General features: G+C 68.5%; 16 protein-coding genes. 10 read left to right on the top strand and 6 right to left on the bottom strand.

What is annotated here, in order from left to right:
- Positions 1-74 precede the first annotated feature (74 nt).
- Both F0U60_RS52860 and F0U60_RS52855 read left to right on the top strand, forming a co-directional pair.
- Positions 75-920: an aldo/keto reductase gene (locus F0U60_RS52860; RefSeq protein WP_395812136.1), complete on the top strand. Its 846-nt coding sequence runs from the start codon at positions 75-77 to the stop codon at positions 918-920.
- A 125-nt stretch (positions 921-1,045) separates the two neighbouring features.
- Entirely contained in the window at positions 1,046-2,521 is a 1,476-nt protein-coding gene (locus tag F0U60_RS52855) for a methyl-accepting chemotaxis protein (RefSeq protein WP_395812135.1), read from the top strand.
- 220 nt (positions 2,522-2,741) lie between these two features.
- Here the strand turns inward: F0U60_RS52855 and F0U60_RS52850 are convergent, their stop codons facing one another.
- Positions 2,742-3,284, bottom strand: a complete 543-nt coding sequence (locus tag F0U60_RS52850) for a hypothetical protein (protein WP_395812134.1) — start codon at positions 3,282-3,284, stop codon at positions 2,742-2,744.
- Positions 3,285-3,322: 38 nt separating this feature from the next.
- On the opposite strand from F0U60_RS52850, the gene F0U60_RS52845 reads away from it, so the two are divergent.
- A complete protein-coding gene (locus tag F0U60_RS52845; protein WP_395812133.1) occupies positions 3,323-3,502 on the top strand; it encodes a hypothetical protein in 180 nt (59 codons plus the stop codon).
- A 24-nt stretch (positions 3,503-3,526) separates the two neighbouring features.
- Here F0U60_RS52845 and F0U60_RS52840 read toward each other — a convergent pair whose 3' ends face one another.
- Positions 3,527-4,024 (bottom strand): hypothetical protein, encoded by a 498-nt coding sequence (locus F0U60_RS52840; protein WP_395812132.1) that lies wholly within the window; start codon positions 4,022-4,024, stop codon positions 3,527-3,529.
- Positions 4,025-4,389: 365 nt separating this feature from the next.
- Between F0U60_RS52840 and F0U60_RS52835 the strand changes: the two genes are divergently transcribed.
- From F0U60_RS52835 to F0U60_RS52815, 5 genes are all read left to right on the top strand, one after another.
- A complete protein-coding gene (locus F0U60_RS52835; RefSeq protein WP_395812131.1) occupies positions 4,390-4,764 on the top strand; it encodes a helix-turn-helix domain-containing protein in 375 nt (124 codons plus the stop codon).
- Between the two features lie 153 nt (positions 4,765-4,917).
- Positions 4,918-5,379, top strand: a complete 462-nt coding sequence (locus F0U60_RS52830) for a hypothetical protein (RefSeq protein WP_395812130.1) — start codon at positions 4,918-4,920, stop codon at positions 5,377-5,379.
- Positions 5,380-5,457: 78 nt separating this feature from the next.
- Entirely contained in the window at positions 5,458-6,474 is a 1,017-nt protein-coding gene (locus tag F0U60_RS52825; protein WP_395812129.1) for an alpha/beta hydrolase, read from the top strand.
- A 75-nt stretch (positions 6,475-6,549) separates the two neighbouring features.
- Positions 6,550-7,545: an inositol monophosphatase family protein gene (locus tag F0U60_RS52820; RefSeq protein WP_395812128.1), complete on the top strand. Its 996-nt coding sequence runs from the start codon at positions 6,550-6,552 to the stop codon at positions 7,543-7,545.
- A gap of 78 nt (positions 7,546-7,623) precedes the next feature.
- Positions 7,624-8,598, top strand: coding sequence for an AAA family ATPase (locus F0U60_RS52815; RefSeq protein WP_395812127.1), 975 nt, complete (start codon positions 7,624-7,626; stop codon positions 8,596-8,598).
- Positions 8,599-8,638: 40 nt separating this feature from the next.
- On the opposite strand, the gene F0U60_RS52810 is transcribed toward F0U60_RS52815, so the two are convergent.
- Together F0U60_RS52810 and F0U60_RS52805 are read right to left on the bottom strand one after the other, a co-directional pair.
- On the bottom strand, positions 8,639-9,049 hold the full coding sequence (locus F0U60_RS52810; RefSeq protein WP_395812126.1) for a hypothetical protein: 411 nt from the start codon (positions 9,047-9,049) through the stop codon (positions 8,639-8,641).
- A gap of 228 nt (positions 9,050-9,277) precedes the next feature.
- Positions 9,278-10,984, bottom strand: a complete 1,707-nt coding sequence (locus tag F0U60_RS52805) for a cellulase family glycosylhydrolase (protein WP_395812125.1) — start codon at positions 10,982-10,984, stop codon at positions 9,278-9,280.
- 240 nt (positions 10,985-11,224) lie between these two features.
- Between F0U60_RS52805 and F0U60_RS52800 the strand changes: the two genes are divergently transcribed.
- Both F0U60_RS52800 and F0U60_RS52795 read left to right on the top strand, forming a co-directional pair.
- Positions 11,225-12,436 carry a DUF58 domain-containing protein gene (locus F0U60_RS52800; RefSeq protein ID WP_395812124.1) on the top strand — a complete coding sequence of 404 codons (1,212 nt, stop codon included), beginning with the start codon at positions 11,225-11,227 and terminating at the stop codon, positions 12,434-12,436.
- The gene (locus F0U60_RS52795) at positions 12,433-14,373 is read left to right on the top strand and encodes a DUF4129 domain-containing transglutaminase family protein (RefSeq protein ID WP_395812123.1); all 1,941 of its coding nucleotides are present in this window, start codon (positions 12,433-12,435) and stop codon (positions 14,371-14,373) included. Before F0U60_RS52800 ends, F0U60_RS52795 begins: the two co-directional genes overlap by 4 nt.
- On the opposite strand, the gene F0U60_RS52790 is transcribed toward F0U60_RS52795, so the two are convergent.
- Positions 14,330-16,528 carry an ATP-binding protein gene (locus tag F0U60_RS52790; RefSeq protein WP_395812122.1) on the bottom strand — a complete coding sequence of 733 codons (2,199 nt, stop codon included), beginning with the start codon at positions 16,526-16,528 and terminating at the stop codon, positions 14,330-14,332. The two genes, F0U60_RS52795 and F0U60_RS52790, sit on opposite strands and share 44 nt — an antisense overlap.
- 391 nt (positions 16,529-16,919) lie before the next feature.
- Positions 16,920-17,999, bottom strand: a complete 1,080-nt coding sequence (locus F0U60_RS52785) for an enoyl-CoA hydratase/isomerase family protein (RefSeq protein ID WP_395825858.1) — start codon at positions 17,997-17,999, stop codon at positions 16,920-16,922.
- Positions 18,000-18,066 lie beyond the last annotated feature (67 nt).

Below are 18,066 nucleotides of genomic sequence, written 5' to 3'. Positions count from 1 at the left end.
GGGAACGCCGGGAGCCAGGCCGGCATACCGGGCGGAGGAAGGACCTGCGAGCCTGGGTGAGCGAGGGAGACCACATGGAGAAGCATGTCTTCGGTCCCACGGGGGTGGCGGTGCCGGTGCTCGGGCAGGGCACCTGGCAGATGGAGGGCGATGACCGGGCGAGTGCCATCCGGGCGCTCCAGGTGGGGTTGGACCTGGGGATGACGCACGTGGACACGGCGGAGCTGTACGGCTACGGCGAGGTGGAGGAGCTGGTCGCCGAGGCGCTCGCCGGACGGCGCCACGAGGTGTTCCTCGTGTCCAAGGTAATGCCCAACAACGCCACCTATGAGGGCACCCTCCACGCCTGCGAGCGCAGCTTGAAGCGGCTGAAGACGGACTGGCTGGACTGCTACCTGCTGCACTGGCCGGGGCCTCACCCCTTGGAGGAGACCCTGCGCGCCTTCGAGCGGCTGCGGACGGAGGGGAAGATCCGCTCCTGGGGGGTGAGCAACTTCGACGTGGACGACCTGGAGGAGGCGCTGGCTATCGCCGGGCCGGGACGCATCGCCTGCAACCAGGTGCTCTACCATCTGAGGGAGCGGTACATCGAACACCGGGTGCTGCCGTGGTGCGAGCGGCACGGGGTGGCGTTGGTGGGCTACAGCCCGTTCGGCAGCGGCGACTTCCCGGAGCCGGACAGCCCGGACGGGCGGGTGCTGGCGGAGGTGGCGCGGGCGCATGGAGCCACGCCGCGTCAGGTGGCGCTCGGCTTCCTGTCGAGGAGGCGCCCGCTCTTCACCATCCCCAAGGCCAGCCACGAGGCGCACACCCGCGACAACGCGGCGGCGGCCCGGGTGCGGCTGACGGCGCAGGAGCTGGCTCGCTTGGAAGCTGCCTTCCCCCCGGGTCCGGAGCAGCGGGACCTGCCCGTGGTGTAGGGAGAGGTGACTCCGCGTCTGGGCAGAGCAAGCGGGCGGGCCAACGCCGTCGTTGGGAGAGGGCCGGCGTCTGATACCGTGCGCGGACGGGCTGGGGGCGGGTCCCCTGGGCCGTGGTCGCGCACATGGACATCTTCCTCCGCTCTCCTGCCGTCCAGGAGAACTACCACGAGCACCTGTTGACGCGCGGGCCGGTCCGGCTGCGCCAGCTAGCGATCATCGCGCTGGTGGCCTCGCCGGTGCTGTTTGGCTTGGATTTGCTGTACGTGATGGCGGTGAAGGGCGGCGAAATGCACCTGGGCGAGCTCGCGCTGGCGCGGCTGCCCTGGATGCTGGTGCCGCTGCTGGTGTGGACGTCGCGGGGGCTGTTGAGCCTGACGGTGCTGCCCCGGGTGATGTTCTGGGCCACGGCGCTGTACGCCATCGGCAACGAGTGGACCTTCTATCAGATTGGGACGGCGGGCTCGGCCTACCACGCGGTGATGGTGTTCCTGAACGTGCTCACGGGCCCGTCGGTGCTGCCGGTGGGCCGGGGCGCGCGCTTCGGCTTCTACGGGCTGCTGGCGGTGGGGCACCTGGTGTTCGACGCGTGGCTGTCGAGCGCGTCGCTGGCGAGCATGGTGATGATGGACATCACCCTGCTGCTGGGCATGTTGGCGGTGGGCTTCCTGCTGGAGGCGCTGCACAGCGGGCACCAGCGGCAGTTCCACCTGCGGCGGGACATGATGCGCGCGCTGCGCGAGCTGGAAGCGTCGCGGGGCAAGGTGGTGGAGACAGGGCGGACGCTGGCGGGCTCGGCGCAGGTGCTCTCGTCGACCATCGCGGAGATGTCGCAGCAGGCGGCGCACGTGCGGACGGCGGCGCTGCGGATCGCCACGGCGAGCGAGCAGATGGCGAGCGCGGCGGGTGCGCTGTTCCGGCACTCGCGGGCGAGCGCCACGCAGGCCGAGGAGGCCCAGCGCTACACGGGCGAGGTGGACACGCTCATCAGTGGAATGGAGACGAGCCTGTCCGCCATTGGCCAGGCGGTGGGGCGCAGCGCGCAGAGCGTGCAGAAGCTGGAGGAGAGCTCCGAGCGCATCCACGGCTTCGTGGAGACCATCCAGGAGATGGCGGCGGCGACGAACATGCTGGCGCTCAACGCGGGGATTGAGGCGGCGCGAGCAGGGGACCACGGGCGGGGCTTCGCGGTGGTGGCGAAGGAAGTGGGCAAGCTGGCCGAGGAGTCAGGGCGGAGCTCGGCGCGCATTGGCGAGGTGGTGGGCGGGGTGACGCGGCAGATGACGGACACGCTGCAGGCGGTGGGGCACATCCGCGAGACGACGGAGCGCTTCACGCCGGTGCTGGAGTCCGCGCGCACGACGCTGCGCTCCATCCGGGAAATCGTCCTGCAGAACCAGAAGCTGATGGAGAAGAGCTCGGGAGAGGCGGAGCGTCAGGCGGAGCAGACGACGCACATCTCCCAGGGTTGCGCGACGTTGCTGGAGCTGGTGGACACGTACGCGCAGATGGGCACGGACGTGGCGGCCACGGCGCTGCAGCTCGGGAAGATGGCGGACGAGCTGCGCAGGTTGCTGCCGGAGGAGGAGCGGAAGTCCTAAGCCAATCGAAGAAAGTCCCTGCAGGGGCTCGAATGAATCAAGAGCGGGAGACCCTCCGGGCTCGTTCTTCCGCAACTTGTCCGACTGTTGGACAAGTTGGCGAAAAGTGCCGCCGGAGGGCAGCGGTAGGAAGTCGCGGCTGGCGCACGTGGAGCGAACGCGCTGGCTCCGTTCAACCCCTGAAAGGACTTTGTTCTCCTGGCTTGGCCGGCCCGGGTGCTCAGCGGATGATGATCCACCGGGTGCCCGACTTCCGGAAGATGAGGTCGAAGGTCTCCGAGCCGCTGCCATCCGCGTAGTTGAAGGCGATCATCGGGTTGCCGTCCCAGCGCGTGAGCTTCGCGAGACGGCCCCCGCCGAACACCACCAGCACCGAGTCCTCGGGCTCCAGCGGATAGCGCGACAGGGCGGGGTTCTCCGAGAGCTGCGCGCTCTTCTGCGCCATCTCCCGTTCGGAGCGGTAGAAGGCCGCGGCCAGCTCCTTGTTCCGCTCGGTGAACAGCGGCAGCACCTGGGGCACCTTCTTCTGCTGCACCGCATCCCAGATGCGCTGGTACTCGGCGATGAGCTGCTGCCGGGTCTGCTCGTTGTTCGGGATGGGATCGCTCTGGAACCACACCCACCGGGGGAGCAACACGGGCAGGGTGATGCGCCTGCTGATCCGCGTGCCGCGGTCGCCTTCCAGCGGGGTGACTTTGACCTCGTCGACGAGCACCGTGCCGGCCTGCGGATCCGCCGGGAACCCGGGTCTGTCGGGCTGCACCGGGCGGCGCGAGCCCTGCTCGAGAGGTGGTGGCTCCCGTGACGCTCGTGGATCCCCACCGACACGTGCCCTTCTCGGGCCTGGTGTGGCTCGCCTCGGACATCCTCGTCTTCGACCCGTGGACCCAACCGCACTACGGCATCCACTACGCGGTGGATGTGAGGGCCCACAGGCTGCTTCAGGCCGCACCCTTCACGGACCGCGTGGACGGGCGGTGAAGAGGGGATCTCCACCCCGCCGCGCTACACCGCGTGCGTCTGGGCCCAGTAGGAGATGACGGCCTCGTCGTCGACGATGCGGGAGTGGAAGTGGTCCCAGAGGTCCGTGACGGCGACGGCGTGGCCCTTGATGAGCTTGGGCGTGAGGTAGAGGGCGTAGTAGTTGGCGCCGCTGCCATCGTCGACGGGGCCGAGCTTGTCGAGCGGGCGCTTCGTGATGGGGCACAGCAGGGTGCAGCGGGTGCCCGGAGCGATGTCCGTGAAGCCCGACTTGCGCTTGTCGCCGTGGATGGGGGACAGGTGCACGAGGCCCTCGCGTCCATCTGGCGTGCGGATGAGCAGGCTGACCGCGGGGTAGCCGTTGAACGTCACGTCCGAGAAGCCCACCAGGTTGTGACCCCCGGGCCCGAAGGCCTGTGTCACCACGAGCGTTACGCGGTCGTCGACCGACTGGAGGCTGTCGTGCCGCGGAGGGATGTCGTGGACCTGGAGGTTCTGCACGTCGATGTGTTCCTTGGGCATGGGGAGAGGCCTCCGAATTGGGGATGGAAACATAACGGTGGGGTTCGCGTGCGAACACCCCCCACGTTGCATTGTCTTCACGCATCACGTCCCTGGGCACACAGTCGGAATGCCTCACGCGTACCCCGGCACGAAGTTTCCGACGGTACTGTGAAAGCTCACGCGCTGCGTCGCATGCGCGTGTCTGTCTTTCCTTCCTCGCCACGGCCCGGTGGACTCCAGGCGTCGGGTAGGGACTGAGCACCTTGCGCGGGTCACCATACCTCCAGAGGGGGAGGCGTCGGGTCAACCCCTCAAATTGGTAGTGGGCATTGACAGGACTTCATAAGTTCGTAAGGTAGGTGTCCACTTTGGAGGCCCTCGTCATGACCAGGCTCTTGGCTCCTGTCGGATGTGAACGCCCATTGGCGATGTCTCTTGCCGCCGCGACTCATGCCGCCCGCATACGTGCGGAGCTCACCATGGCCGAGGTGGCACGCCGGGTGGGCGTGCAACTCGAGGTGTATGGCCGCATCGAGCGAGGCGAGATGCTCCCGAACATCCCGACGCTGCGGCGCATCTGCGTGGCGTTGGAAATTCTCCCCGACGAGCTGTTGGGGCTGGCGTCTCCTGAGTCTCCGGACCGGGAGCGGAGCTCGGACATGCGCCGGTTGAAGAGCGCCGTGCGCGGGCTCGGTGCCGCGGAGCTGCGACTGCTGCACCAGCTCGCCGATTCGCTTCGTCCCATTCCCCGAGAATGAGTCAGGGCTCCCCGTGTGGAGGGGCGTGCCCTCGCGAGGGAGAAAATCGCGGATGAATATCTGCGGGGACCCTTCGTCCGTGCGCGGGCTTGACGGGCTCGAGCCCGTCGCTCATTCGCCGTCGCTATCCACAACCAGGGAGAGGGGATCACCTTGAAGAAGCGTTCTTTGACCATCGTGGCCGCAGTTGCAGTCCTGGCGAGTCAGACGGCTTGCTACAACACGCGCGTCGTCAGTGGCCGTGTGCCCGAGGGGCCTTCGTATACGGAGCGGCAGTGGTTCACGGTGGCGGGCCTCGCGAACCTCTCGGGCCCGGCGGGGCACGAGTGCACGAACGGCCTGTCCTCGGCGGAGAGCCGGATGAGCGGCACCGACTGGCTCATCAACGTCGGCCTGGGCGTGGCGGGTGGCATCGCCGGCTCGCTGGCGTGCGGCAACTCCGATGCCGAGGCGCGAGCCTACTGCGCGTCGGCGGGAGCCGCGCTCCTGCCCTTCTTCCTGTCCTCGCGGACGGTGGAGTACACCTGCGCCCCGGGTAGCGCCACCGCCGAGCGCCCAGCGTGGATGCCTCCCGCCACGGGCAACGTGGCGCCCGTGGCCGCCTCGGCTCAGTGAAGCTCGGATGAAGGGCGTCCTGGCGCTGGGGTGGCCCGGCGTCGGGATTCCGGGGCGGGGGCGGAGTAGGCTGCGGCCATGAACCCCCTTCAACTCCTCCCCGGCCTCTGCAAGGCCGTGGCTCGTACCCTGGTGCGCCGTGTTCGTCATGGCGCCCTGCGTCCCGGCTGGACGTATGCCTTCGAAACCACCGTCGCCTGCATGGGCAGTGTCCCGGCCATGCCGGATGCGGTGTCCACCCGGGGGCTGCGCGGCTTCCTGGAGAAGACGGCCTCCAAGGGCCCGTCCTCTGACGTCGTCACCCATACGCGCGTGGACGCCGGGGGTGTGCCGGCTTCCTGGGTGACGCCTGTGAAGGGCTCGGGAGAGAAGGTGATTCTCTTCCTTCACGGTGGCGCCTACGTGGTGGGCTCGGCGAAGCAGTACCAGGCCTTCTGCGGCGAGCTGGCGAGGGACTCTGGAATGAAGGTGCTCGTGCCGGACTACCGGCTGGCGCCTGAGCACCCCTACCCGGCCGCGCTGGAAGACGCGCTCGCCGTCTGGCGGTGGCTGCGGAGCACGGGCGTGGAGCCCTCGCGCGTGGTGCTGGCCGGGGACTCCGCGGGCGGTGGGCTGGCGGTGGCGCTGCTCGTGGCGCTGGCGGAGGCCGGCGAGCCGATGCCCGTGGGGGCGGTGCTGCTCTCTCCCTGGGTGGACCTGGCCTGCGAGTCGCGGAGCCACGAGGAGAACGCCGCCTATGACTACCTCAACCGGCCGCAGTTGCTCACGTGGGCGCGTTTCTACGCCGGAGCGCTGGCGCTGAAGGATCCGCGCGTGTCGCCGCTGCACGCGTCGTTGCGCGGGCTGCCGCCGCTCTACCTCCAGGTGGGGGGCGTTGAGCTCTTCCGGGACGAGGTGTGCCAGCTCGCCGAGCGCGCCCGGGCCGCGGGCGTCCCCGTTGAGCTGGACGTCTGCGCGGAGCTGCCGCACGTGCCGAGCTCCATGCGTGGGATGACTCCCCCGGCCCGTGCGGCCCACGAGCGCTCCATTGCGGCCCTGGTGCGCATGGCGAAGGGTGGCGCGGCGGCCTCCGCTTCCGTCAAAGCAGCCGGGTAGTGGAGGCGGGCTGGACGGGCCATGACTAGAGTCCCTTGCGAGGACTTCTCTCCTGCGCGAAGGAGTGGCCCTTCCATGGAGCAGCCGGGCGAGCGAGAGTTACAACCCATCATCGACGCGGTACGGCTCGCGTGTGAGCTGTGCCGCCGGGTGCAGGACTCCCAGGCGGGCGTCAGCCGCAAGCGCGACGCGAGCCCCGTCACCATCGCGGACTATGGCGCGCAGGCCCTGTTGTGCCGCGCCATCCGCCGCAACTTCCCCGAGGACGGTGTCATCGCCGAGGAGGGCGCCGAGGCCTTCCTCACCCTCCCGCTGGCGGAGCGGGACCAGGTGGTCCGGCTGGTAGGCCAGCTGCTGGGCGAGCAGGTGCGCGAGGAGGACTTCGTGCGCTGGCTGGGCCACGGTCGGGGCGTGAGGGCGGACCGGACGTGGGTCATTGACCCCATCGACGGGACGGAGGGCTTCATCCACCGCCGGACGTACGCCATCTGCGTGGGGACGTTGGTGGAGGGCGAGCCGCTGGACGGCATCATCGGCGCGCCCGTGTCGCCGTTGGATGAGGGCGGCACGCTCTTCTACACGGACGGAGGCGGCGCCTGGGCGGAGTCGCTCGCGGGCGGTGAGCCCCGTGCGCTCCACGTCTCCGACCGTGAGGACCCTGCGAGCATCCGCGTGGTGGAGAGCTACATCATGGGCCGGCGCTCGCGGGAGATAGCCGACCGGGTGTACGCGGCGGCAGGCGTCGATGCGCGACGCATCAAGCGCTACGACGGGATGCTCAAGTACGCGCTGGTGGCGGCGGGGGCGGCGGAGCTGTTCATCCGAGGGCCTCGGGACATTCGTAAGAATCCGCACAAGGTCTGGGACCACGTCGCGGGCGCGGCGTTGGTGAAGGCGGCCGGAGGTCAGGTGACGCGGCTGGATGGCCATGCGGTGGACTTCTCGCAGGGCGCGGAGTTGCACGGCACCCTGGGGCTCATCGCCAGCAACGGTCGCATTCACATGCACATCGTCGATGCGATGGGACGGGTGGCCGGGGCGCAGTGGGGTTTCTTGTCTCAACCCGGCTGACGCCGGTGGGAGTCAGCGAGCACGTCCGCTGACGAGGTCGCTTCGCGCGGTGCGAGGCTGCTACGCTCCGTGTCCGAAATGTCCTCTTCTCCTGTGAAGGTCCCCGTCACCGAGCGTGCGGCTCCGGTGCGTGCGTTGGTGTCCCGGCTGGTCGACAACCTGGAGCGTGTCATTCGGGGCAAGCGCGAGGCGCTGGAGCTGGTGCTGTGCTCGGTGGCGGCGGGAGGGCACGTGCTGCTGGAGGACGTGCCGGGCACGGGGAAGACGACGCTGGCGAAGGCGCTGGCGTTGAGCATCGGCGGCAGCTTCAAGCGGGTGCAGTTCACGCCGGACCTGCTGCCCACGGACATCGTCGGAGCGTCCATCTTCAACCCGCAGGAGGGCACGTTCCGCTTCCGGGCGGGGCCGCTGTTCGCCAACGTGCTGATCGCGGATGAAATCAACCGGGCCTCGCCGCGCACGCAGTCCGCGCTGCTGGAGGCGTTGAGCGAGGGACAGGTGACGGTGGATGGGCAGACGCACGTGCTGACGCCGCCGTTCCTGTGCATCGCGACGCAGAACCCGGTGGACTTCCACGGCACGTACCCGCTGCCGGAGGCGTCGTTGGATCGGTTCGCGGTGCAGCTCTCGCTGGGGTACCTGCCGGAGGGGGAGGAGCGGACGCTGCTGATGACGCGCTCGGGGCCGCCGCCGCTGGAGGGGATGTCGGCGGTGTGCACGGTGGAGGAGGTGGCGGAGCTGCAGCAGCGGGTGCAGGAGGTGAGGCTGGAGGAGTCGGTGGCGGACTACCTCCTGCGAATCGTGCAGGCGACGCGCGGACACGCGAGCATCCGGCTGGGCGTGTCCACGCGCGGGGCGCTGCTGTATGGACGCATGGCGAGGGCGCGGGCGTTGATGCAGGGGCGGGACTACGTGCTGCCCGAGGACCTGAAGACGCTGGCGGTGCCCGTGCTGGCGCACCGACTGGTGCTGGACACGCGAGCGCGCTACGCGGGAGCGGACAAGCGAGCGCTCACGAAGGACCTCGTCGGCACTGTGCCGGTGCCACGGTAGACAAGAACCGATCGGTTCACAGGCCCCGGTGCCTCCTCCCTCACACCGGCGAGAACGTGATGGTGATGGAGGCCTCGTGCTGCTCCAGGGAGGGATCCGTGAAGGTGTTGACCCCGTTCGGACCGGTGTTGGGGGAGCTGCAGACGTACCCCGGCGGGCAGATGACCTTCACCCAGGTCTCGCCGTTACCGGCGGGGTGCTCGTAGCTCACCATGAAGGCATTCGACGCGTCGAGGTTCCACTGGTACGCCCCCTCCGGGCCCGGAGCGAGTGCGTTGTTCCAGTTGGAGGACACGGTGCTGGTGTTGGCCGACGAGCCCTGCGGACCGAGTTTCGTGTTCGTCACCTCCGGGCCAATCCCGTGCACGGGCTGGTTCGCTGGCAGGTAGTAGCTCAGGGCCGCGGACGTGTTGTTGATGAAGTTCATCTGAATCAAACGGGAGATCGTCATGTCGTTTCCTCCAGCCTCGACAGGCTGCTTCGCGCTTGGTGGGTGGGTGATTCGCGCGGAAGCACGTTGAGCAACCGTCATGCCACGGGAGGAACTCGGGGTTTCCCCTCGGAGCCCTCCGTGGCACCCGGCCTACCGGAGCCTGTTCGACGCGTGGACCCGACACGCCACGCGTCGGCCGACATGGACTCCCGGCCCATGGGGAGTGCCCCTACGGCTGGATACTGGCTACTGGCGGAACACCTCGACATCGTCGAAGTAGAAGGCGGAGTAGGCCGGTGCATCGGACAGGAAGCCGATCGTCAGCTGTCCGGCCGTGACCTGGATGTTGGGGATGGAGACCTGGGTCCAGGCGGACGTCTTCGCAACGGGCAGACGGATGATCGTCCCCGTTCCGTCGTAGTCCTTGGCATGCATCTCCGCGCGCGTCTGCCCACCGGAGGAGTAGACCCAGGCGCGCAGCGTATAGGCCCCGTTCGCCAGTCCGGAGAGGGTCTGGTAGGTGAAGACATGATAGGGCACGGTCTTGTAGTGCGTGCCGTGGAGGTTGTTCTCCTGCCGCCCGCCGTAGGTCTCGGTGAAGTCCGCGTCCTCCGAGCCGTTGGGAGACCAGGTGCTCCATCCGAAGGGTTGTTGCGTCGCGCCATCCCGGTCGAAGCTCGGGTTGACGACCTGGACTGTGCCGGTAGGCGGTGGCGGCGTCGTGCTGGTCCACATCCGCTTCAACTCCTGGAACGCGGAGCGGTAGTAGCGTCCGCTGGTCACTCCTCCCTCGAGCGCCGTGGAGATCCCGAACCACTCCTCGTTCATGAAGTAGTCGGGCCCGAGGTTCACGTTGGTGAACCCTCCGTCGTCGTGGGCGCTAAAATCCCCAGCGGACTTCCACCACTCATCATTCCATTCGAAGACCACGCCCCCCAGCAGCGCGCGCGGAGTGGTGGCGCTCAGGTTGGGGAGCATCGTGTTCTCCCAGCGGTTCTTGTAGAAGTTGGCCTGGTTCTGCTGGGCTTGGGCGAAGCCCTGTCCCTCCCTCGTGCTGTGGTCACAGCCCACGCTGTTGTCGCAGGCGTCATAGCCAAACTCCGTGAACAGGAGCGGCTTGTTGAGCGGGTAGTTCTGGATGATGTTCTTGAAGCCCTGCTCGGTGTTGTAGATGTTGAGCGACCAGATATCCACGGCGGGCGCTCGATTGAGCAGGCTGGTGTTGTGGATGTCCAGCTGGGGGTTGTCTCCCAGCACCACGGTATAGGGGTGTGAGGCATCCGCCTGGCTCTTCGCCTCGCTCACCGCCTCCTGGTAGAAGGTGAACAGCTCCGAGGGCGTGAGTGGCCCGCGCTTGCCGTCGAAGTTGTTCTCGTTGCCGAAGGCCCACATGAGGACCATCGGGAAGTCGTTCCGGTTCTTGAAGACGTTGATGATGTTTCGGAACTGGAGCTTGTGTCGGGTCCGCGCGTCCTTGTTGAACTTCACCTGCTGGCCCGGGCGGTAGTCCACCCCATCGGGCAGCCAGTAGTTCATGATGACGTAGATGCCTTGCCTATCGGCCTCGGCCATGACGGTGCGGTAGCGGCTGAGTACCGCCGGGTCCACCCGGGACATGTCGAGGGAGGGATCGTTCTGCTCGTTCCAGTTCTGGAACAGCCGATCGTACTTCACGTAGACGCGGATCGTGTTGACGCCCATCTCCTTCATCTTGGCGAAGTCGCTGAGGACAACCCCCGTGTCCATGGTCCAGTCATCGGGCCAGTTGCCAGGCCCTGTTCTGGGCACGGGCTGGTAGTTCACCCCGCGCGCCACGAAGGGCGTACCCGCGACCAGGAGCTGCTTGTTGGAGACGGTGAGCGACTCCGGGAGTCGGCCCGCATGGGACTCCAGGCTCATCCCGCTCATCGCAATGAAGGCCATCCCCACGAGTAACCGGCGTATGACTCTCATGAAAAGGCATCCTTTGAGATTGAAGTGCCCGCTCTATGCCATGGCGGGAGGGGGTCCTGTATGGCGTTTTGATGGTGTTCCGGGTTTTCATCAAAAATCGAATAATCGCTCTCTTCGAGCATAGGAGGAGTGACGCTGGGCCCGAGGCTGCGGGTGCCTGGAACGGAGCGTGACGGTCTGTTCCAATGCGAGCCGGCTCCCGTTCCGTTCCCTCTCCCCGCTCCAAGGAAAACGCCGCACATGGCCCGCCGTCGTCGCTGGTCCTTCCTGATGCCGCCCGAGGAGCACGGGTTCATCCGCTCCCTCCAGGACCGCTACTACGGGCTGCTCACCCCCGTGGGACGCGTGGTGCTGTGGTCGGCGCTCGCCGCGGGCTTCCTGTTGCTGGGCGGGCTCGTCATGCCGCTCATCCTGTTCTTCTCCTTCGCCGTCTCCGCGCTCACCGTCGCCGTCGTGGTGGGCCTGCCCTTCCGGCCTCGCGTCTCGCTCACGCGCCTGCTCCCGCCTCCCGTCTCCGCGGGCGACACGCTCACCTACCGCGTTCGCGTGGAGAACACCGGCCGGCGCACGGTGCGCCACATCGCCGTGGAGGAGCGGGACCTGCCCCCTGAGCTCCGCAGGGTGGGCGAGCCCCCTGTCATCGACGCGCTCGCGCCTGGCGAGCACTCCGAGGTGACGCTGCGCCTCGTGTGCTCCACCCGCGGCGTCTACGAGCTGGGCGCGCTCCAGGCCGCGAGCCTCTTCCCCTCGGCGCTGGTGAAGTGGCCACGGCGCTCGCCGGGGAAGGAGCGGCTGCTCGTGTACCCGCGCTTCACGCCGCTCGAGTCCCTGGACGTGCCGCACGGGCGCAACTACCAGCCCGGTGGCATCGCGGTGGCCTCGCGGGTGGGAGAGTCCACTGAGTTCTTCGGCACCCGCGAGTGGCACGAAGGAGATCGCACCCGGGACATCCACTGGCCCTCGTTCGCGCGCACTGGCCGGCTCGTGGTGAAGGAGTTCCAGGAGGAGTTCTTCGTTCGGCTGGCCCTGGTGCTGGACGTGCAATCGCGCTCGGTGAAGGAGGACGCGCTGCTGGAGAAGGCGCTCTCGCTGGCGGCGGGCATGGCGGACGTGCTGGCGCGCCAGGAGTACATCATCGACCTGTTCGCCGCGGGCCCCCAGGTGTTCCACTTCCAGGCGGGTCGAGCGCTGGCGCACTTCGAGCACATCCTCGAAATCCTCGCGGCCATCGAGTCCGGCGAGCGGCTGGACCTGGACGCGCTGGAGGCGGCGCTGCTGCCCGAGGCGAGCCACCTGTCCGCGGTCATCTTCGTGGTGATGGACTGGGAGCCCTCGCGCGCGGCGCTGGTCGAGCGGCTCAAGGCACACGGGGTGGCGGTGCGGGTGCTCTCGGTGCGACCGGACCGCAAGCCCGAGGGGCTCGCCCCCGGAGAGCTGGTGGAGCTGTCATGAAACGGCTCGTCGAGCTGGCGCCCGTCTTCGCGGCGCTCATGCTGCACGCGGTGGCGCACGGCCGGTGGCTGCTGTGCGCGCCCGTCATGGTGGGGCTCGCGTGGGCGGTGATGAAGGACGTGCGGATCGACTACACCCCGGCGCGGCTGCTCCTGGCGGGAGCCGTGGGGCTCGGGGTGGGGAGCGCGATGCTCTGGGTGAGCGAGCCGCCGACGGCGCCCTTTCCCCCCTCCATCTTCGGCCCGCTGTGCGGTGCGCTGGTGGGGCTGGCGGTGCTCTGTGGGCTCGGCAGCAACCGCTACTTCGCCTGGACGTACGCGTGCCTGCTGGTGGCGCTCAGCATGCGCGTGCGCGAGATGCAGGGCGTGGGGTGGGTGCTGGGAGCGCTGGTGCTGAGCGTGCTGCTGGTGGCCTTCCTCGAGGGTGGCTTGCCTCGCACCGGCCTCCGGGCCGCGGTGGGCTTCGGCGTCTTCGTGGTGCTGCTGCTGGGCCTGTCCCTGGTGCTGGCGCGGACCATCTGGGCCAGCGAGGGCATGCTGGGGGAGGCGGTGTATCGGATGACCAGCGGCATCAGCTCCGGGGGAGGCTCGGAGTTCCAGTCGGAGGTGGACATCCGCGCGGTGGTCCGTTCTCCCCGGGGCTCCGAGCGCCCGTTGTTGGTGCTCTCCGGCCAGGCGCCCGCGCGGCTCCGGGCGCGGGTGTTCGACGAGTTCGATGGCTCGCGGTGGAGGACGTCAAAGGAGTTGGCGGAGACACGGCTGGAGCTGCCCTCGGGAGGAACGGAGGCGGAGCGGGTGCTGGCGATGACGGTGCTGGCTCCCGTGGGCCCCTGGCTGCCCGCGCCGGCGGGGACGCGGGCGGTGGAGGGCCTTCGTCCAGAGGTGCAGGGCGGTTGGGTGCTGAAGGCCCGGGAGCTGGAGGGCAACACGCTGGCGCTGCGCACGGGAGCGGAAGAGCTGCTGCCGCCAGAGGCCGCGCAGGGCGCCTCGCTCACCGCGCTGCCGGAGGCGCTGGAGGCGGAGCTGCGCCCGCTCGCGGAGGAGCTCACGCGTGGGGCAAGCACGCCGCGCGAGAGGGCTCGGGCCCTGGAGGCGTACTTCCACGAGCACTTCGAGTACTCGCTGAACGTGGACCTGCGGGGCGAGGGCAATCCCCTGACGGTGCTGGTGCGGGAGAAGCGCGCGGCGTACTGCACGTACTTCGCGAGCGCGATGGCGGCGCTGCTGCGCACGTTGGATGTCCCGGCGCGAGTGGTCGGAGGCTTCGCGCCCGAGGAGCGCAACCCGCTCACAGGGGCGACCCTGGTCCGCGAGCGGGACGCCCACGCCTGGGTGGAGGTGTACCTGGCGGACGAGGGACGCTTCGTGGCCTTCGACCCGACACCGTGGCGGAGCCGGGACGAGACGCTCGGGCTGTCACAGGAGCAGCGAGGGTTTTTCGGCAACCTCACGGGCGCGGTGGGCACGTGGCTGCGGCAGATGGGGGCGGGGCTGCGCTACCAGCCGTTGGCGCTGGCGCGAGCGGTGGTGGGCTCGCCGGTGTTCGCCGTGCTGGTGGCGGGGGTGTTGCTGTGGCGTCTGCGCCGGAGCCGGTGGGAGGGACGGACGAAGGCTCGGCGCGTGGTGGCGCTGGGGACGAAGGACGTGCAGCTCGCGGCGTTGTACGCGCGGTATCTGAAGACGCTGAAGCGTCGGGCGGGCCTGGTCCCCCGGCCCTCGGAGACGGACGACGAGCTGCTGTCACGCCTGCGCACCGCGCGAGGCGACGCGGTGGCAGACATGGCGGCGGAGTTCCTCGCGCACTACCGCCAGGCGCGTTACCGGGGTGAGCCCGGTGACCCAGCCTCCTGGGGCGCGTTGGTGGAGCGGCTCGACGCGACGCTTCGCGAGGCGGTCACTTCGCCGCCTGCGCGGGCTGGTAGGGAATCTCCAGGGTGAAGGTGGCTCCCTGCCCCTTTCCGGCGCTGTGGACGGTCAACGAGCCGCCCAGCTCCTGGGCCGCCAGGGCGCTGGAATGCAGGCCGAAGCCGTGGCCCTCCTCGCGCGTGGTGAAGCCATACGTGAAGATGCGGGTGAGCAGCTCCGGCGCGATGCCCATGCCGTTGTCATGGATTTCGATGCGGATGCTGTCGGTGGTCGAGTGCTCCAGCTTCACCGTCAGGAGCCGCTCGGCGGGTGGCACATCATCCATGGCGTACTTGGCGTTGCTGACCAGGTTGACCAGGATCATCAGCAGCTTGTGCTTGTCGGTCAGCACGGGGGGAAGGGACGCGAGCTGCCGCACCACCGTCACCTGGTGGCGGGTGAGCCCGGCCGAGTTGATGCGGATGGCATCCTCCACGAGCTCCGCCAGTTGCACGGGCTCGTGTAGCCGAGGCGTCCGGGCGTAGTTCTGCTGCACCTTGACGATGTCGCCGATGTGCTCGGTGTAGCGGCCCACGTCATCGAGCAAGGCGACAACCTCCTGGCGCTCGTCGACCAGGTTCTGCCCCAGCTTGTCCAGGAAGGGCATCAGGTGACGCCCGCGCTCGTCCTGGGTGAGGAAGGTGTTGAGGTCGCCCTGGCGCTCCTGGAGCATGTGGGCCACGCGCCCCACGTGCTCGAGCCTCATGCCCGTCATCCGCTCCTTGGCGACCTGGGCCGAGGTGTAGACGCTGTTGAGGACATTGCCCACGTTGTGCAGCACATTGGTGGCGATCTCCGCCATGCCCGCCTGCCGTGCCGTTTTCACCAGCTGCGCGTGGACGTCCTTGAGCTCGCGGGTGCGCTCCTCGACGCGCAGTTCCAGCCCTTCGTTGGCCTGCCGCAGCTCCTCCTCGCGCCGTTGCACCTGATCCGCCATCAGCCGGAAGGCGCGGGCGAGCTGTCCCAGCTCGTCGCCGCGCGAGGTGTCCAGCTCGACCTTGAAGTCCCCGGCGGCCACCCGGTCGGTGGCCTGGGTGAAGGTGAGCAGCGGCCGGGTGATCTGCTGCTGGAGCACCCAGTACATGATGCCCAGCTCCAGGAGCAGGGACAGCACTCCGAGCAGCATCACGTAGCGCGCCGCGAGCAGGGCGGGCTGGGTCATCACGCTCTCGGGCAACACCGTGACGAAGTTCCAGCCGGGGCCTTGCAGTCGTGCCACGGCGAGGTACTCGCTCGAGTCCGGGAGCTCCACGACGGTCTCGGTGGCCGGCCGCGTCCTCACCCGCTCGATGATGCTGCGCAGGTGCTCCGTCTGCTCCATCGCGTCGGGCTGGGAGGCGACGTCGTCCAGCTTCAGTGCGGGATGGGCGATGAGCTCGCCATCATCCCGGAAGATGACGTTGTACGCGCCGGGCAGGTGCTCGTTGAGGGTGCGGGTCATCAAGTCTTCGATGAAGACGTCCTGGCCGACGGACGCGACATGGCTGCCGTCCATGTACAGCGGGGTGGTGGCCGAGGCCATCCATCGCTCGCTGATGTCACTCTTGTAGATGTTGGTCCAGGCCGTCTGCCGCTGTGGATTGTTCTCGGGCAGGCTGATGCGGAAGTAATTCATCTGGATGGGCAGGAAGTCGGGCGCGGCGTCCTGGGTCCAGGTGGGGCACTCGGGCCAGTAGATGAGGATCGGCCCTTCGGGGAGTATGATGAAGGTGTCCTCGAAGCGCGTGTGGAAGGCGGGCCCGTACTGGTTGAGCACGTCATACGCGGCCAGGAGTCGGCGGCGCATGTCCAGGTCGACGGTGACGCCCCTGGGGACGAAGAGGCCGGCCATTCTCATGCCGTCGAAGAGCTCGGGACGGTTACGGACCGAGCCGTCGGGCATCCGGACGAAGAGGTTGTTGAAGCGGGCGCTCACGTCCTCCGTCTGGAAGGCGCGAAGCTTCTCCTCCAAGGCCTTCTTGAGGACGGCGTGGTTGTCCTCCGCCAATACGAAGAGGGCCTGCTCGCGCTGGCTGCGCTCGGAGACGTGCTGCTCCAGGCGCGCGAGGGCCTCGACGCGCAGGGTGTGGCGGATGTGGAGGTAGCTGAAGAGGGTGGAGAGGGTGATGATGACCGCGACACGCACGCCCATCTTGAAGAGCGTGGAACGGGCGAGCGGAGCGCGAGGGCGGGGTACTTGCTGCTGCATGGAGCCCGAGGGACACCATCTCACTCACATGTATTCCAAGTGAGACATGCAGGCAGAGGCCTGTCCGCGAGTCGCCTGGGAGCGCGAGAGAGGCATGGGTCGTGTCCCTCCTCGCCGCAGGAGCCCGCCCTGTGGAGGGCTTGTTCAGCAGGGCTCCATTCTTTGTCATCCCTTTGTGGAGTCTCGGGTTGCGCATGCTCCCTCTCCCCCTGGGAGAGGGCGGGGGGTGAGGGTATGTGCTACCGCCTGTGTCACTCCTTGGACGGGTTCGCATCGGAGCACACTCCGCCCCATGTCCCCGTTCCCAGCTGGCAATACAGGCGGGAAATACCCTCACCCTCGCCCTCTCCCAGAGGGAGAGGGGACATCCACGGAGAGCTTCGTGGAGACTTCACTCGTGGCGCAGCACCCGCTCCTCGTCTGCCACCGGCGCGAAGCACGCCTCCACGTCAGTGGCTCGCACCTGGGCAAGCGCGGGCGGATTCCACGTGGGCCGGTTGTCCTTGTCCACCAGCACGGCGCGGATGCCCTCACGGAAGTCTGGCAGCGCGGTGCAGTGCTGGCTCAGCCGGTACTCCACGGTGACGACCTCGTCATACGACCGTCCCCTGCACAGCCGGAGCTGGCGCAGTGTCACCTTCAGGCTCGTGGGCGACATGCGTCCCAGCGTGGCACGCGTCTCCTCGGCCCACGGGGTGCCCTCGGCCTCCAGCGCCGCGAGAATGTCCTCGATGCTGTCCTTCCCGAAGCACCGGTCAATGGCCTCGCGATGCGCGCTCAGCGCTGAGGCTCCCGGTTCGGTGGCAAACCCCGACAGCACCCGCGTGGCCACCTCGCGCGAGTCCCCCGCGCTCCAGTCCGCCGCTGCGAGCGCCTCCACCACAGCCTCCAGCCTGTCGTGCGTCACGTGCTGCGTGCCGTACCCGAGCCACATCGCATCCGCGGCGTTGCACCGCGTGCCCGTGAGCCCCAGGTACGTGCCCGTCTCGCCCGGGAAGCGCGGGAGGAACCAGCCGCCGCCCACATCGGGGAACAAGCCAATCGCCGTCTCCGGCATGGCGAGCATGAGCCGCTCGGTGACGACGCGGTGCGAGCCGTGCACGGACAGCCCGAGTCCTCCGCCCATGCTGATGCCGTCCACGAGCGCGATGTACGGCTTGGGGTAGTGGTGGATGAGGTGGTTGAGCCGGTACTCCTCGCGGAAGAAGGCGCGCGAGAGCGGCTGCTGACCCTCGGCAGCGGGCGTGCCCAGGGAGAGGGCCACGGCGCGCACGTCTCCGCCGGAGCAGAAGGCTCGGCCCCCGGCGCCGCGAATCACCACGGCCTTCACCTCGGCGTCACGGGCCCAGGCCTCGAGCGCGGGGTGCAGCGCGCGAATCATGCCCAGGTCGAGCGCGTTGAGCGCCTTGGGGCGGTTGAGTGTCACCAGGCCCAGGGGCCCGCGCCTCTCCAGCAGCACATCCGTGTTCATGTCCGCGCGCCATAGCAGGTCGGGCACGTTCGTCGCCAACTTGTCCGACTGTCGGACAGGTCGCGGA

It is taken from the genome of Archangium minus, assembly GCF_044360475.1.
Lineage (GTDB): Bacteria > Myxococcota > Myxococcia > Myxococcales > Myxococcaceae > Archangium > Archangium minus.
This window is presented reverse-complemented; position numbering and strand designations above follow the sequence as displayed.